The 16863-nt window shown below is 41.5% G+C and carries 15 protein-coding genes and 1 other annotated feature; of the genes, 8 read left to right on the plus strand and 7 right to left on the minus strand.

Features of this window, described 5'->3' with window-relative positions; translation table 11 throughout:
* Nucleotides 1–17 precede the first annotated feature (17 nt).
* Nucleotides 18–575: an SLOG family protein gene (locus R2B77_RS06530; protein WP_203247291.1), complete on the plus strand. Its 558-nt coding sequence runs from the start codon at nt 18–20 to the stop codon at nt 573–575.
* A gap of 402 nt (nt 576–977) precedes the next feature.
* Nucleotides 978–1703 carry a glycerophosphodiester phosphodiesterase gene (locus R2B77_RS06535; RefSeq protein WP_203247119.1) on the plus strand — a complete coding sequence of 242 codons (726 nt, stop codon included), beginning with the start codon at nt 978–980 and terminating at the stop codon, nt 1701–1703.
* Between the two features lie 5 nt (nt 1704–1708).
* On the opposite strand, the gene R2B77_RS06540 is transcribed toward R2B77_RS06535, so the two are convergent.
* Entirely contained in the window at nt 1709–2422 is a 714-nt protein-coding gene (locus R2B77_RS06540; RefSeq protein WP_212391349.1) for a gamma-glutamyl-gamma-aminobutyrate hydrolase family protein, read from the minus strand.
* A 57-nt stretch (nt 2423–2479) separates the two neighbouring features.
* Nucleotides 2480–2797 carry a thioredoxin family protein gene (locus R2B77_RS06545; protein ID WP_203247117.1) on the minus strand — a complete coding sequence of 106 codons (318 nt, stop codon included), beginning with the start codon at nt 2795–2797 and terminating at the stop codon, nt 2480–2482.
* 160 nt (nt 2798–2957) lie between these two features.
* Here R2B77_RS06545 and R2B77_RS06550 point away from each other — a divergent pair, with 160 nt between their 5' ends.
* Nucleotides 2958–3932 (plus strand): M23 family metallopeptidase, encoded by a 975-nt coding sequence (locus R2B77_RS06550; RefSeq protein WP_203247116.1) that lies wholly within the window; start codon nt 2958–2960, stop codon nt 3930–3932.
* A 48-nt stretch (nt 3933–3980) separates the two neighbouring features.
* Here R2B77_RS06550 and R2B77_RS06555 read toward each other — a convergent pair whose 3' ends face one another.
* The gene (locus R2B77_RS06555) at nt 3981–4988 is read right to left on the minus strand and encodes an LLM class flavin-dependent oxidoreductase (RefSeq protein WP_322555667.1); all 1008 of its coding nucleotides are present in this window, start codon (nt 4986–4988) and stop codon (nt 3981–3983) included.
* Between the two features lie 206 nt (nt 4989–5194).
* Nucleotides 5195–5434 (plus strand) — a binding site (T-box leader).
* A gap of 203 nt (nt 5435–5637) precedes the next feature.
* On the opposite strand from R2B77_RS06555, the gene R2B77_RS06560 reads away from it, so the two are divergent.
* Both R2B77_RS06560 and serA read left to right on the plus strand, forming a co-directional pair.
* Nucleotides 5638–6798 carry a pyridoxal-phosphate-dependent aminotransferase family protein gene (locus R2B77_RS06560; RefSeq protein ID WP_203247115.1) on the plus strand — a complete coding sequence of 387 codons (1161 nt, stop codon included), beginning with the start codon at nt 5638–5640 and terminating at the stop codon, nt 6796–6798.
* Nucleotides 6799–8385: a phosphoglycerate dehydrogenase gene (gene serA / locus R2B77_RS06565; protein WP_203247114.1), complete on the plus strand. Its 1587-nt coding sequence runs from the start codon at nt 6799–6801 to the stop codon at nt 8383–8385.
* Nucleotides 8386–9147: 762 nt separating this feature from the next.
* On the opposite strand, the gene R2B77_RS06570 is transcribed toward serA, so the two are convergent.
* The 3 genes from R2B77_RS06570 to R2B77_RS06580 all read right to left on the minus strand — a co-directional run bounded on the left by R2B77_RS06570 (nt 9148) and on the right by R2B77_RS06580 (nt 13393).
* The gene (locus tag R2B77_RS06570) at nt 9148–9957 is read right to left on the minus strand and encodes an HAD family hydrolase (RefSeq protein ID WP_203247113.1); all 810 of its coding nucleotides are present in this window, start codon (nt 9955–9957) and stop codon (nt 9148–9150) included.
* A gap of 166 nt (nt 9958–10123) precedes the next feature.
* On the minus strand, nt 10124–12205 hold the full coding sequence (locus R2B77_RS06575; protein ID WP_212391347.1) for a catalase: 2082 nt from the start codon (nt 12203–12205) through the stop codon (nt 10124–10126).
* Nucleotides 12206–12304: 99 nt separating this feature from the next.
* Complete coding sequence (locus R2B77_RS06580; RefSeq protein WP_203247111.1) at nt 12305–13393, minus strand: branched-chain amino acid aminotransferase; 1089 nt, start codon at nt 13391–13393, stop codon at nt 12305–12307.
* A gap of 210 nt (nt 13394–13603) precedes the next feature.
* Between R2B77_RS06580 and thpR the strand changes: the two genes are divergently transcribed.
* A complete protein-coding gene (thpR, locus tag R2B77_RS06585) occupies nt 13604–14146 on the plus strand; it encodes an RNA 2',3'-cyclic phosphodiesterase (protein WP_203247110.1) in 543 nt (180 codons plus the stop codon).
* 133 nt (nt 14147–14279) lie between these two features.
* On the plus strand, nt 14280–14732 hold the full coding sequence (gene cynS, locus R2B77_RS06590; RefSeq protein ID WP_203247109.1) for a cyanase: 453 nt from the start codon (nt 14280–14282) through the stop codon (nt 14730–14732).
* Nucleotides 14733–14822: 90 nt separating this feature from the next.
* Here cynS and corA read toward each other — a convergent pair whose 3' ends face one another.
* Nucleotides 14823–15785: a magnesium/cobalt transporter CorA gene (gene corA / locus R2B77_RS06595; protein ID WP_203247108.1), complete on the minus strand. Its 963-nt coding sequence runs from the start codon at nt 15783–15785 to the stop codon at nt 14823–14825.
* Nucleotides 15786–16040: 255 nt separating this feature from the next.
* Between corA and R2B77_RS06600 the strand changes: the two genes are divergently transcribed.
* Nucleotides 16041–16751 (plus strand): DUF421 domain-containing protein, encoded by a 711-nt coding sequence (locus R2B77_RS06600; RefSeq protein ID WP_203247107.1) that lies wholly within the window; start codon nt 16041–16043, stop codon nt 16749–16751.
* Nucleotides 16752–16863 lie beyond the last annotated feature (112 nt).

Raw genomic sequence — 16863 nt, forward strand, 5'->3', positions numbered from 1 at the left:
GTCGGAGGTGAAACAATATCGTAAAACGCTTAGTTGTCACAGGGTATAAACAGCATGAGCTTGGCATATTTGATGATAAACACCCCGGTATTCGTTTTATTAAAAAAGCATTAGAAAAACGACTTGTCGCCTTAATCGATGAAGGATTAGAGTGGGTTATTATCAGTGGACAGTTAGGCACTGAATTATGGGCTGCAGAAGTGGTTATCGACTTAAAAAAAGAATACACCGAATTGAAATATGCTGTTATCACTCCTTTCCTTGAACAAGAGAAAAATTGGAATGACATGAAAAAAGAAACGTATCACCGGATTGTTGCCCTTGCCGATTACCATACAAGTCTCACGAAAAGACCCTATGAAGCCCCATGGCAATTTATCGAAAAAGATAAGTTTTTCATGCGTAATTCCGATGGAATATTGATTATTTATGATGAAGAGAACGATGGCTCACCAAAATTTATCAAGAAAGCAGCTGAAAGCTATGCTGAACGTTCCGATTATCAAGTATTCACAATTACTGCCGATGATTTGCAAGCCATAGCAGAAGAAGAACAGCTGAGTGAATGGTATTGATTTCTCGATTTCATTTGACAAACTGAACTCTTCGTGCTATAGTCAATCAGTTAACAAATAGGTAACTGTCAAGACTTGAATATCTGGCATTCTACAAATGTTTTTGAGAATACTTATTCACACTGGCGCGACTATAGGGTCGCAAGGACGCAAAAGTAGGTAGGGTTTGCGTTGCTTAGGTTAGAGAACACCCAGTGGAACAATGACCGCGGCACTGAAAGCTTATCCTTTCTATGGAAATTATTCCCCGAACATTCGGGATGAAAAATTACATTCAAAACTTAAATGTTACCGACCAAATAAAGGGGTGTTCTCAAATTGAGAGCATCCCTTTTCCAATGGTTATTTGCTTCGCTTTTTAACACGTATTACAATAAACGAAAAAGAAAAGGTGGTTCACCTATGGATATTTACGCACACCGCGGTTCATCTGGCACACACCCTGAAAATACAATCGCCGCTTTCACTGAAGCTGCGCGTCTTCCCGTACACGGCGTTGAATTTGATGTCCATCTAACAAAAGATACCGAACTTGTCGTCATCCATGATGAAACAATTGATCGGACGTCAAACGGAACGGGATTCGTCAAAGACATGACACTTGCAGAACTGAAGTCCTTTGATTTTGGTAGCTGGTTTTCTCCAAATTTCAATGGACAAACGATTCCAACCTTATACGAAGTACTTCAACTGTTTGCCCATACAACACATCATTTGAATATTGAACTAAAATCGGATATTTTTCCATATGAGGGCATGGTGGAGAAAGTAATTGAAATGCTTGAAGAGATGAAAATCGAGACACGGGTCGTCTTGTCTTCTTTTGATCATGGAGCTATCCGAACTGCAAAACAATTGGCACCACGTTTAGAAACGGCTGCTTTATTCATGGAAGTTTTGGTGGAACCACTCGATTATATTCGCGCCATTCCTGCGGATGCACTGCATTTATTTTTTCCAACAGCACTTCGCCCATCTATTCAACAAGCATTAGAAGTCGGTACTGCAGTACGTGCTTTCACCGTCAATGAAGAACAATACGCCAAGGCATTACAAAATATCGGTATCTCGGCTATTTTTACTGACTTTCCAGAAAAAATGTTGAACTATCTAAATAAGAACAGCTGAGTAAATCAGCTGTTCTTATTTACGCATGCACCTACAAACCTATCAAAAATCCGCAGAGAAACCGCATCCCCTTTTGTAGCTAATAATTCAGGGTGCCACTGAACACCAAGGACAAATTTTTTATCTATACTTTCAACTGCTTCGATAATGCCATCGCTCGCACTACCAGAAACATTGAACACCGTGGATACGTCCTTCAATGCTTGATGGTGAAATGAGTTCACTTGAATGCGTTCACTCCCCGCAATTCCCTCCAGTAAACTGCCCTTTTCCAATTGAATAAAATGGGAAGTATAAGCATCAGGTGCTTTTTGTATATGTTGAAGAATAGGTCCCGTGTTTTGTTGATGAATGTCCTGATATAACGTTCCTCCTGCTGCAACATTCAACAATTGAAGACCCCTACAAATACCTAAAATCGGTTTATCCACAGTAAGCATTTGTCGCGCCAGCTCGAGTTCAAACAAATCTCTGCTTGGTGAAACTTCTCCCAGATGTGCGTGAGGTTCTTCATTGAACAATATTGGATTAATATCATTTCCGCCGGTCAAAAGAAGACCGTCCAATAGACTAACCACTTGAGCAATGTCTTCACGATGACCTATCGGGATAATGAAAGGCAATCCCCCTGCTCGGATTATTGCCTGCATATAATCATTTCTTAGAAAGTGCTTATCATCTTTCTCCACATCTGGTGTAACTCCAATTATCGGCTTCATCCACAAATCCCCTTGTACACTAATGGATCGTACAATTTCAAAACCTATTTCCTTATATTATGCTGTAAGACTATTAATAAATTCCTCAATCTCTGCCTGTGTTTTGCGATCCTTGCTGACAAACCGTCCGACTTCTACACCACTATGGAATCCTAGAAAACTTGGAATACCAAAAATATCGAGCTCTCCACATAAGTCAATAAACTCATCGCGATCCACTTCGATAAAAGTATACTCTGGGTAATCCGCTTCAATACCAGGTAAAATCGGCTCAATCACGCGGCAATCCGAGCACCAATTCGCAGAAAACATAAAAATTATGCGCTCCTCATTTTTCAGCTGTTCAAATTGTTCTATCGACTGTAGTTTTTCCATTTGTCATCACTCCTGTTAGTTAATTATTTAACGCATTTTAATTGTATCATTACCCGAACGATTCGTTCATATTTTCAGTGAATTTCACTTCGAAAAATTTGTAGTCATAAAAAATTCCGTTTAGGGAATTCTATATAGACGTATTAAAGGAGGGTTTTTCGTGCGCCACTGGTTGTTGTTACCAACGTATATCATCATGTTATCCTTTCTGTTTTATACAGTTGTTGTAGCCAAAGAAGTAACGACAAACGAACAACGCATGCAGCTGTATTTACAATTTGACAGCATCACTGTTCCTTGGTTCTACTTAGCCGCTATTGATCAATTTGAGCGCAATATCCAACAAGTACGCAATGATATTCCTAGCAGAGATGGACCTATTGCTATTCAATACGCTGACGAGTTTTGGGCTGGGGAACTGAATCCTAACAAAACAGATACTTCTCCCGCATCTATCGCTTTCTTTAACGGTAGAGGGCAGGACGGAGACGGTGATGGCATTGCTGATTCAGATAACCCCCAAGACGTGCTTTCTGCAATGACAACCTTTTTAAGTGGATATGGTCAAGAGGAAGAAGATTTCAAATTGGCATTATGGGATTATTATAAACGAGAAGAAACTGTTACCCAAATTATGACGATCGCCAAATTGTACCAGCATTTTGAAACCTTAGAATTGGACGAGCATGCCTTTCCCGTCCCCACGAATTACGATTATAGCTATAGGGGAACATGGGGTGCGAGTAGAGGATGGGGCGGCAGAAGAATTCATGAAGGGACCGATATTTTTGCAGGATATGGGACTCCCGTTCGAGCTACATCCTACGGTGTTATTGAAATAATGGGGTGGAATGAATTTGGCGGTTGGCGCGTCGGTATTCGTGATAATCATAATACGTACCACTACTTTGCCCACTTAGCTTATTTCAATAAGGACATCAAAGTGGGTGATATCGTTGAGCCAAGGACCATCATCGGGTTTGTCGGTAGTTCCGGTTATGGCAAGGAAGGCACATCTGGTCGATTCCCTCCCCACCTCCATTATGGCATGTACAAAAATAATGGTCGAACCGAGTGGGCTTTCGATCCATATCCTTCGCTTCGGATTTGGGAACGACAAGACAATGGAAAATAGTACAAAGCCCACAGGCCATGACGACTTGTGGGCTTTGTATTTGATATTTCAGTCCATCATCTCTGCAATAATTTCATAGGAGCGTAAACGAGCTTGCTGATCAAAAATTTGCGAATTAATAATTAACTCATTGGTCTTCGTTTCTTGAATAAAGCTCTCCAATTTCCGCTTAACCGTTTCGGGACTACCGACAATTGTTGAACGTGGATCGAGGGTTTGCTCAACAGAGGCTCGCTCTTGCGCTGACCATACCTCGTTAATGTTATCGATTGGTGGTTGTAATTGTGTTGGCATACCTCTTGTTAAACTCAGGAATTGCTGCTGTTGTGAAGTTGCCAGCCAGTGAGCTTTTTCATCCGTCTCTGCAGCAATGACATTTATGCCAAGCATCGCGTAAGGTATTTGCAAAAATTTCGATGGTTTAAAGTTTTGATGATACAGCTGCAAAGCCTGTAATACATAGGCCGGTGCAAAATGGCTGGCAAAGGAAAATGGCAAGCCTTCCTGCGCGGCAAGCTGTGCACTGAAACCACTTGAACCGAGTAACCAAATTGGTATATCGAGTCCTTCGCCAGGGAATGCGCGAACACGGGCGACGCGATTCGGCTCAAAATACGCTTGTAGCTCAGCCAACTGTTCCGGAAAATCATCACCAGTACTTTGTAAAGTACGGCGTAACGCATAGGCTGTAGCTTGATCTGAGCCAGGAGCACGTCCTAATCCTAAGTCAATCCTCCCTGGATACATTGATTCAAGCGTACCGAATTGCTCTGCTATGACAAGCGGTGCATGATTTGGCAACATGATGCCTCCAGAGCCAACACGAATTTTTTTCGTTGCACCAGCAATATGTCCAATCAGTACAGATGTGGCGGAACTGCCGATGCCCGGCATATTATGATGCTCAGCTAGCCAGTAGCGATTAAATCCCCAGCTCTCTACATGTTGCGCAAGTTCAACACTATTTTTAAACGACTGCGTGGCATTGCTTCCCACATTGATAGGTGCAAGATCCAACACAGATAATGGAATCGAATTGAATGTCTTTATTTGAATTCACTCCTTAATTCATTGTCATATAAAATGATACCGCTCCTAACAAAATTCCTCTACCAATCCGACTCTAACATTCGTTTTTTCGAATATTTTCCGTTTAAAGCGCTTACAAAAAACTTTTTTAATGTTTTAGCGCATTAAAGTGAAATAGATGCTTGACATTTGTTTTTCATTTGTTATGATAAGTTCTAAATTCAATAACAATTCAAAATGTAATGATGAAGACAGGCTTTAAGTGATGAAATCTTAAGAGAGCTGATGGATGGTGTGAATCAGTGATTTCAACGTAAAGTAGCACTTCGGAATTGAGAGGCTGAAATTTGCAGTAAGCCAATCCGCCACATGCCCGTTAAGCATGCTAACGAAGACTGTCAGATTGTGTATATAGTTGCTGACAGTAAATCAGGGTGGTACCGCGTGAGCTAATCTAGCTTTTCGCCCCTTACAATTATTTGTAAGGGACGGAAGGCTTTTTTTATTTTTATTCAGCAGAAGTTCAAGTTCCTGCTGAATAAAAATAAAGCCTCCGGCGGATGTCACGGATTTTGAAAGGAATTAATCGAGCTTGCTCAATTCAAAATCCAGACGCAATTACGCCGAGGCGTAATTGATTTTTATTAATAAAACCATTCATTAGGAGGAGAACAGTATGTTACAAGATCAACAGTTTCTAAGAATTCCAGGACCAAGTCCGATTCCGCCAAGTGTGCAACGAGCGATGAGCCAACCAATGCTTGGGCACCGTGGGAAAGAAGTGTCAGCTATAGTGAAGTCTGTCAAACCTGGCCTTCAACAAATCTTTGGTACAACACAAGATGTTGCAGTCATTACAGGCAGTGGAACAGCAGGCTTAGAAGCAGCTGTTGTCAATATCGTTCAGCCAGGCGATGAAGTACTCGTTGTTGTCACAGGGGCATTTGGTGATCGTTTCACGAAAATTTGTAACGCGTATAGCATTAAAGTCCATCGCTTAGATGTGAAATGGGGTCAAGCACTCCAGGCAGAAGACGTTAAACAATATGTACAGACGAATCCAACGATTAAAGCTGTCTTCTCTACATATTGCGAAACTTCTACAGGTATTTTGAATCCTGTCCACGAGCTAGCAACGGCAGTCCGCGAAGTATCAGATGCGCTCATCGTCGTCGATGGCGTATCTTGTGTCGGCGGTGTGCAAACAGAAATGGATGCTTGGGGAATCGACATTATGGTAACGGGCTCTCAGAAAGCATTTATGCTACCGGCTGGTCTGACGTTCGTCGCAGCAAGTGAACGTGCATGGACTGTTATCGAATCAAATACAAAACGAGGCTTTTACTTAGATCTCACAAAATACCGTGATAATCTTCAAAATGATGCAACACCTTTTACACCGGCCGTTTCTTTATTATTCGGCTTACAGCAAGTGCTTGAATTGATTGCGGCAGAAGGCTTGGAGCAAGTGTATGCGCGACATACATTAATGATGAACATGACACGTGCAGCTTTCAAAGCACTCGGTATTCCTTTATTAACAACTGACGCCGACGCTGCTCCTACTGTAACGGCTGTTCAACCAGAGGACTTTGACGCTGAGGCATTCAGAAAAGTAGTTAAACAAGAGTTCGGGCTCACAGTAGCAGGCGGACAACAGCATTTAAGCGGCAAAATATTCCGTGTTGGTCATATGGGCTATTGCTCGCCAGCAGACGTTCTTCAGACGATTAGTATGATTGAAATCGGCTTACTCAAAGTCGGCAAACAAATTACATTAGGCACAGGCGTTGCGGCGGCACAACAAATCTATGTAAATGAAGGAGTGTTGGTTTAAATGGCTTTTAATATACTCATCAGTGACCCACTAAGTGAAGACGGTATTTTTCCATTACGACAAGCAGAAGGTTTTAATATTGTCATAGATACAACAAATACACCAGAACAACTCGCTGAAAAAATCGAAAAGTTTGATGCATTAATCGTCCGAAGCCAAACACAGGTCACACGCGGAATCATCGAAAAAGCAACTAATCTAAAAATCATTGGACGTGCAGGTGTTGGCGTTGATAATATCGACTTAGATGCCGCAACGGAGCGAGGAATTATCGTTGTCAACGCTCCTGATGGCAATACAAACTCAGCAGCTGAACATACAATCGCTATGCTTATGTCACTCGCTCGTAAAATCCCACAAGCCTTTAATTCATTAAAAAATGGGCAATGGGATCGTAAATCATTCATCGGCGTGGAATTAAAAAATAAAACACTCGGTGTTGTTGGCCTTGGACGAATCGGTGCAGAAGTAGCTGCAAGGGCGAAAGGACAACGAATGAGCGTCATTGCTTACGATCCATTTTTAACAGAGGAAAAAGCGAAGAAAATGGGTATCACGTTAGGTACAGTCGAAGAAGTGCTTAGAGCAGCTGATTTCATTACCGTCCATACACCTTTATTGAAAGAAACAAAGCATATGATTAATAAAGAAGCATTTGAAATTATGAAGGACGGCGTGCAAATTGTGAACTGTGCACGCGGTGGTATTATCGACGAAGACGCATTGTACGATGCAATTGTTGCGAAGAAAGTAGCAGGAGCTGCACTCGACGTCTTTGAAACAGAGCCGTTTGTCGGTCACAAGCTACTGACATTGCCAGAAGTCATTGCGACACCACATTTAGGCGCAAGCACAATCGAAGCACAGGAAAGCGTCGCAATCGATGTCAGCCGCGACGTTGTCAATTTCTTCAGTGGAGGTACGGTTCGCAATCCCGTGAATCTACCGTCCGTATCGAAGGAAGTATTGGCTAAAATTGAGCCCTTCTTTGACTTGGCAGAAAAACTTGGGATTTTCTTATCTCGTCTATCTAATAAAGTAATTGAAGAAGTGAACATTTACTACTCTGGTGATCTTGCTGAGTCGGACGTTCGTCCATTGACACGCAACACTTTGAAAGGTTTGCTAACACGTAACCTAGGCAACCATGTTAACGACGTCAATGCTAAGTTTTTGACAGAGCGTTTTGGTATCAAGGTGAATGAACACAAGACATCTACGACAAAAGGCTTCTCTAACCTGGTAACTGTTGAAGTGACAACAGCAAGCGGCGTGCGGCGCGTTTCTGGAACGCTACTAAACGGACTAGGCGCTCGTATCGTCAAAGTCGACGATAATCTGGTAGATATTAGTCCTGAGGGTCACCTACTGTTCATCAAGCATAAGGACCAACCAGGTGCAATAGGACGCGTTGGCACATTGCTCGCCGTCGAGAATATCAATATCGCAACAATGCAAGTTGGCCGGTCAACAGTTGGCGGCAATGCAATCATGATGCTAACTGTCGATCATCATGTAGAAAAAACAAACGTCGAACGATTAAAAGAGCTTGAAGATATTTATGATGTAATTGCAATTGATCTTTAATTTGTGTTGATCGAAAAACCCCACTTCATCCCCAAGAATGCTTTTGGGCGATGAAGTGGGGTTTTATGGGGTTGAATTAGGTATTGGCGTAGAATCATAGATTTCCATGACAGTCCGTCTATACTCTTGCAGTTTCAGTACTTTCTCATACAGTTTTATCACTTTCTCTTACAGTTCACCAAATTACTCTGACAGCCCGCGAATCCTCTTGCAGTTTCAATACCTGCTCATACAGTTTAATCGTTTTCTCTTACAGTTCACCGAATTACTCTGACAGCCCGCGAATACTCTTGCAGTTTCAATACCTGCTCATACAGTTTTATCGTTTTCTCTTACAGTTCACTGAATTACTCTGACAGTCCGCGAATACTCTTACTGTTTCTGTACTTTCTCTTACAGTTTTACCGTTGTCTCTTACAGTTCACCGAATTACTCTGACAGCCCGCGAATACTCTTGCAGTTTCAATACCTGCTCATACAGTTTAATCGTTTTCTCTTACAGTTCACTGAACTACTCTGACAGTCCGCGAATACTCTTACAGTTTCAGTACTTTCTCTTACAGTTTTACCGTTTTCTCTTACAGTTCACCGAATTACCCTTACAGTTCACCAAATTACTCTGACAGTCCGCGAATACTCTTACAGTTTCGGTACTTTCTCTTATAGTTTTACCGTTTTCTCTTACAGTTCACCGAATGACCCTTACAGTTCACCAAATTACTCTGACAGTCCGCGAATACCCTCATAAAAAAAGAAGCCTCCTTATCGGATGGCCTCCTCCTTCGTTAACGTCTCTAAAATTGGGAACAGCTTCTCCAAATTATCAATCTCATACGTCGGCGTGCTGCCCTCTGCCAGCTCCATACCTTCTCGGTTAATCCAAACCGAGCGCATCCCTACGTGTGACGCACCTAAAATATCCGTCATCAAATTATCACCAATCATCAACGCTTCACCTTCTGTGACACCGCAAGTTTCTAGTACATGATGAAAAATTGACACGTCCGGCTTCCCTTTACCGAATGCACCCGAAATGACGATATGGTCAAAATAAGGAGCAATTTCAGGCGTAATTTCTAGCTTTGTCTGCTGTAAGCTCGGCGAGCCATTCGTTAATAATGCAAGTTGATAGGCACCCTTTAACTTATCTAACACACTAAACGTTTCTTCGTATAAGAAAGGATACTTTTTCCGCTCCGCAGGGAATAATTCCGCCAACTCACTACCTAACTCAATATCCTTAATTCCAAGCCTTTGCAATCCTTTTGTCCATGCTTCGCGGCGATACCCTGGCACAATCTCCTTCATCTTCTGAAAGGATTCCGCAGCGTCGTCAAACGTACCCCAAAGCCCTTCGAATGGATTAATGCCAATCATTTTTGTAAACTCATATGTATCATATGCAGCATATAAATCCTTTGCCACTGCCCGAACCGCTTCTTCAAGCTCTACCGGATCAACAGCAGCATGCACCTGCGCCGCCCGTTCACACGTCTTCCGAAACGCCGTCGCCACACTTTTTTTATCCCATAGTAATGTATCGTCTAAATCGAAAATTAGTGTTGTTATCATATTGAATCATCTCCTTTTTTTCATATACAATCCAGTATACATCATTTTCAGACTCTTTAGCGAGATAAAGAAACACCGCCCCAAATACCTACTTAGGGCGGCATTTCTTTTAATCCGTGACATCCGCCGGAGACTTTATTAGGGAGGAATTGAACTGCATTCCTCCCTAATAAACCTGCCTATCCCAAAACCGCTGCTGCGCAATTGCCTTCACAAATTCTTGATCAAAATTTGGATTATCGCTCGCAAAGACAATGCCCGGCCCTGCTTTTGCATCCGATGCTTCAAAAAATGGCAAACCTGTTGTTGCAAAACCAATCGGCTTGAAATGCTTAAATGCCTCATCAATAAAATACTCAATATCATAGTTAAACTTTGCTTGATTAGTCGCAGTTCCGCCCACAACATACAATGCATCAAACAACACAGGATCCGTCGTCAAAAACGTCTCATTTACCATTACTTTTAGCCCATCTGCCCCTTGCACAGTCCCTAACTTTTCACCAACAATATCAACCGTGACTCCATAATCCCTAAACGTCCGCACAGCTGCCTTCACTTCCGCACCATTAAAATCATTACCGATTAGCACACCAACCCTCAGCGTCTGCGGCACGTGTAGCGTATTAGCCTGACTCAGCGCTGGTGATGACGCTGTGACAGTAGACTGTTCGGCAGTTGGTGGGTTTACGCCAACGCCTTCTGCAATCAGCGTTGCCATCTCCCTATCCACATGTGCAAACATATCGACTACCTGCTGACGGACACTCCTGCTTTTCACTTTGCCAACTTCGAAGGTGAACGCATCAATAATATGCTGCTTCTCCCAAGGCGACATACTGTTCCAGAAAAGCCTCGCCTGTGAAAAGAAATCCTTAAACGACTCACTGCGTGCTTGAATGACACGCCCCTCTACTTTTTCTGCATAATGAACAAATCCGCCTTCTTGTGCCGTAGATGTCGACGGTGTGTTATCCGCAAGCGAATTTTTATGATAGCTGATTTGCCCAACATTAATCGTTTGCCGGCTGTACCCATTGCGTTGATTGTTATGAAATGGACAAACAGGGCGGTTAATCGGAATTTCCGTGAAGTTTGGTCCCCCAAGTCGAATCAGCTGCGTATCCAAATAAGAGAACAGCCTTCCTTGCAGGAGCGGATCATTCGTAAAATCAATGCCCGGGATTACATTGCCAGGATGAAAAGCCACTTGCTCTGTTTCCGCAAAAACATTATCTACATTGCGATTTAGCGTCATCTTGCCGAATATCTGAACAGGGACAATCTCTTCTGGCCATAGTTTCGTCGCATCCAAAATATCAAAATCAAACATGAATTCGTCTTCTTCATTGATCATTTGGACGCCAAGCTCATACTCAGCAAAATTGCCATGTTCAATGGACTCCCATAAATCACGTCGTTGGAAGTCAGGATCTTTACCAGATATTTTTTGTGCTTCATCCCACACAAGTGAATGGACGCCAAGCAAAGGCTTCCAGTGAAACTTCACAAATCTAGATATTCCCTGTGCATTGACAAATCGAAAAGTATGAACGCCGAATCCTTCCATCATGCGAAAGTTTTTTGCAATTGTTCGGTCTGACATTAGCCACATAATCATATGTGCTGATTCTTGATTGTTAGCAACGAAATCCCAAAATGTATCATGTGCGGAGGAAGCTTGCGGTATTTCATTATGGGGCTCAGGCTTAATTGCATGAATCAAATCTGGAAACTTCAATCCATCCTGAATGAAAAACACCGGAATATTATTACCAACAAGATCATAATTCCCTTGTTCCGTATAAAACTTTACAGCGAACCCCTTAACATCCCGTACGGTGTCTGCCGATCCTGAGCTACCTACAACATTCGAAAAACGAGTAAATACAGGCGTAATCGTTCCAGGTTCCTGTAGAAATCCCGCTGTTGTAAATTCCTTCATCGACTTATACAATTCAAATTCCCCATGCGCCGCATATCCTCGCGCATGAACAACTCGCTCCGGAATTCGTTCATGGTCAAAATGCGTCACTTTTTCCCGGAAATGAAAATCCTCCATTAACGTCGGACCGCGCACCCCTGCTTTTAACGACTCCTCGTCATTCGAAACTTTCATCGCTTGATTGGTCGTCATCTTCTTGCCAAAGTTATCCACACGATACTGTTCCAACTGCCGATCCTTGCTATTTCCAGCGACAATCTGCCTGTCATTTTCAGATGATTTGTCCACGTAATCCCCTTCCATTTTGCCTATAGATGCATCATTACTATATGCAATTCACCCAACGACTGGCACAACAAAAGGGTAGCCCCCTATGGAGCTACCCTTTTCGTCCAATATTCATCACGCCTTAGCCGGTTCTACAACTTCAACAACCCAATCAAATGGATCTGCTATTTTACCGTACTGAATACCCGTTAACTCGTTATATAGTTTTTCCGATAAACTGCCAATATCGCCGTTATTAACGACTAGCTTTTCATCACGCCAATTCAGCTCACCAATCGGAGATACGACAGCTGCCGTCCCAGTTCCGAATGCTTCCTCTAAAGTGCCTGCACGGTTTGCTTCGTAAATTTCTTCAACCGAAATTTTACGCTCAATGACCGGAATATCCCAATGCTTTAATAGCTGGATAATCGATTTTCTCGTTATTCCCTCTAAAATACTACCATTCAAAGCAGGTGTTATTACTTCGCCGTTAATCTTAAAGAAGACGTTCATACTACCCACTTCTTCAATATATTTTCGTTCCACTCCGTCCAACCATAGCACCTGAGAATAGCCTTTTCGATCAGCAATTTCCTGCGCTCTTAAACCAGATGCGTAGTTACCAGCCGTTTTCGCCATCCCAGTTCCGCCTGCAACCGCACGCACATAATCATCTTCAACCAAAATTTTAACCGGGTGAATACCTTCCTTATAATACGATCCAACTGGGGAAAGAATAATAACGAATTGATATTTTCTCGCTGGTGCTACACCTAAATAAGGCTCAGTTGCGATCATGTATGGGCGTATGTATAATGATGTACCCTCGGCTGTAGGAATCCATTCTTTATCAATGACTAACAGTTCCTCCAATGCTTCAATTGCACTTTGCTCCGTAAATTGAGGCATACATAAGCGATCACATGACAGATTCATACGACGCATATTTTCCTCTGGACGGAATAAGAGAACCTTACCATCCTTACCTACATAGGCTTTCATGCCTTCAAATACAGATTGACCGTAGTGAAAAACAGTAGCCGCTGGATCTAATGCAATCGGTGCATAGGGAACGATTCGATGCCCACCCCAGCCTTGCCCTTCCGTGTAATCCGCAATAAACATATGGTCTGTAAATACTCTTCCAAATTCCAATTGATCGGATAACGGTTTTTGCTTTTTTGTTTCACTTAATGTAATGTCGATTATGTGTTTTCCCATGATGTTGCATCTCCCTTTTCCTATTTTTCATTCCAATCAATTGGTACTAAAAAGGAATACCAAGATAAGCTCAATTAGATAGCTTAAATGATATTCCTTCCTAATTGCGATTTGCGGAATTCATTTTTCTAATAATATAGATTATATCAACATATCGAACAATATGCTATCCTATCCAAAAAAAAAATTCTAAACTTGGGAGGTATTTTTTTGCAACAACATTATTTCATTGGGATTCCCATTCCATCAACCTTTAAAGACACTGTTGAATTGTTTAAAATGAAATATCAACTTGAGACAGCTTATAAAGTAATCCCACATGTGGAGGATTTACATGTGACATTGCTTTATTTAGGTGCGGTGTCGGATGAGCATCTACCCTCGCTAAAGAGTAGACTTGCTAAAATTGCTGTACAACATCGTGCATTTCCTATCACCGTAAACGGATTATCGTATTTCGGTGCTGCATCTGGCCCACGCGTAGTCTATTTATCAGTTGAACAATCAATCACTCTATCCTCTCTACAGCATGAGATTGAGCACAGCGTTGCCCAACAATTGGAGAAATCGATTTCAGAGCGTTTCACTCCCCATATCACCATTGCCAAAAAACGTAAAACGACAGAGGCTTCTTCGATTCAAAAGAAGAAGATCCACCCGATTGAAGTGCCGGTCGAGTCATTTTCACTTTTTGCTGTACATCCTAATCAATCACCAAAATATGAGGCAATACAAACGTTTGAACTTAGCTAATAAGGTCTAAGTCACAATTCCGCCCTAAATCTATATTTAAAATGCACATTTCACTCGAATGAATGGCTTCCACAATTATCAAAATGGTAAACTAGTAGTAACAAATCCTCTACTAGCAAAGGAGCTAATTTCCATGACGAATATTTCTAAAGAAATGGCAACAGAAGCGATTTTATTAGCAAAAAGGGATAAAGGATTAACGTTCGACGCGATTGCAGCAGCTGTTGGACGCCACCCTGTTTGGACAGCCTCCGCAATTATGGGACAGGCAACGATGAGTGCTGAAGAAGCCGATAAATTAGTAAACTTACTAGAATTAGATGCATCCATTTCAGCTTCACTGCAACAAATCCCATTAAAAGGTTCATTGGATGAAAGTGTTCCAGTCGACCCGTTGCTCTATCGCTTCCATGAAATTTTGCAAGTGTATGGTACTACTATCAAAGGTGTCATTCACGAAAAGTTTGGCGATGGCATTATGAGCGCAATCGACTTCACAATGGATATCGATAAAAAAGAAGACCCTGCTGGCGATCGTGTCGTTGTCACATTAGACGGTAAGTTTTTGCCGTATAAAAAATGGTGAGTGACGAATAAAGATGTTCCCATACTAGTAAAAATGCCATTACATCTCAAACGGATGCAATGGCATTTATTTTTACAACCGGAATGATGATTAAGACTTAAATATGCGCAACCATCCCTTGCTTCTAAAGAACATCCCCATAGCTACTCCTATCATGAGCATAACTCCAAGGACAATTCCATAGCCATAACGCCAATGCAATTCCGGCATGTAATCGAAATTCATCCCATACACACCAGCTATGAATGTTAACGGGATAAAGATGGACGAAATAATTGTCAAGGTCATCATAATACTGTTCATCCGATTCGAATTGATGGATAGCTGGCTATCCCTTATATCAGCCGTTAGTTCACGATTCGCTTCTATGATTTCTCCTAACCGCAGCAAATGATCGTAAATATCTGTGAAATAAGCTCGCTCATTTGAAGTTAAGCCTAATCGCTCTGAATAGAGCATTCGATATAAAAGCTCCTGCATCGGAAAAATCGTACGCCGTAAACGCAACAAGTCACTACGAACTTCAAAGACATAATCCATTGACAAATGAACGGTTGTTGGCGACAGCTGATCTTCGATTTCATTCAAATGGTCTTCAATTTTATAAAGGATGGGGAAATAGTGATCGACGACTTGATCAATGATTTGATAGGCAGTAAACACATGATCCCGATCCCACTTTTTCGTATTGTGCACAATCTTTTCGCGTACTTGCGTCAATTCTTGTATATCCTCGTAATGAAACGTCACAACAAAATTTTTACCAAGAAACAGATTTAACTCTTCAGCTGCTAAATCGTCATGACGTAGGGAATGCAGTACAAAGAATGCATACTCATCATAGTAATCTAGCTTCGGCCGTTGTAAACGATGTAGGCAATCTTCGATAGCAAGCGGATGAAAATTGAAGACCGAATGAAGCATCAATTCCTCATCGGTATCTGGCTGATCAAAATCCACCCAGTACCACTTCAATGAATGGGTCGATATTTCGGCCAATGGAAAATCAAAAATAAATTCATCGTTATGTGTAAGTCCTATCGTCCGAATCATTGTTCCACCTTCTCTCTTTTCCACTATTGTCACGATACCTCGATAACTTCAAATCCTATTTGTCCAATTGATCACCTTTATGTATAGCATCGACTTCTCTTCATGCAATAGTTCTTCTCGATTGTACATGATGCCATACGTAGTGAGAGATTTTTCATAACAATAACCTGTCATTTGAAATCATCTCACATTTCATCACATAATTTTCGGATTATCGGAAAGACTAATGACTGAAATCTAACAATCATTAGGGATGTGAGGATCTATGGATTTTTTTATGGACAAGAGACACTGACGTCCATCCAATGGATTTTGCGAGCAATTATTTCATTCTTCTTCCTGCTAATCGCAACGAAAATGATGGGTGCACGATCGATTTCACAGTTACGACTCATTGATTTTACCATTGCTTTAATACTCGGAAATATTCTTGCGCACCCGTTATCAGACGAAAAATTAGGAATGAAAGGATCCTTGATCACAACGACAGTATTAATTATTTTATATATTTTTTTCGTGTTTTTGAGTTTAAAATGGAATACTTTCAGAAAGTGGTTTGAGCCTCCCCCTTATCCCTTGATCAAAAATGGTGAAATAATTTATGCAAGCTTAGCAAAAGCAAGAATCACAATCGATCATTTATTATCAGAATTACGCAAGGAAAAAATCGAGGCTGTCAGTCAGGTTACTCTAGCACAATGGGAACCGGATGGTACCATTTCATTTTTCCTGTCGCCTCAGCTACAAGCACTGACCCCAGAGGATATGCAATTGGTCAAAAAGCCATTTTCATTTCCAAACATAATCATTAAAGAAGGAAAAATCGACTTCAACGCATTACATCAATCGGGTAAAGATAATGTATGGTTGGACAATAAATTTTCAATCTTTAACGTGAATGCACAGGATATTTTACTTGCTACACTTGATGACCATGATGATTTGAAGATTTACTTATATCACTGATCCAGTGCGAGTCATATATATAGTCCCCGCTATAGCGCTATATTCCCAAATAAGTAGATATGTAAAAGCCATTCTATCTCAATGATGGAATGGCTCGTTTACGTCAACCACA

It is taken from the genome of Sporosarcina beigongshangi, from assembly GCF_033485195.1.
In the GTDB taxonomy this organism is placed as follows: Bacteria; Bacillota; Bacilli; order Bacillales_A; family Planococcaceae; genus Sporosarcina; species Sporosarcina beigongshangi.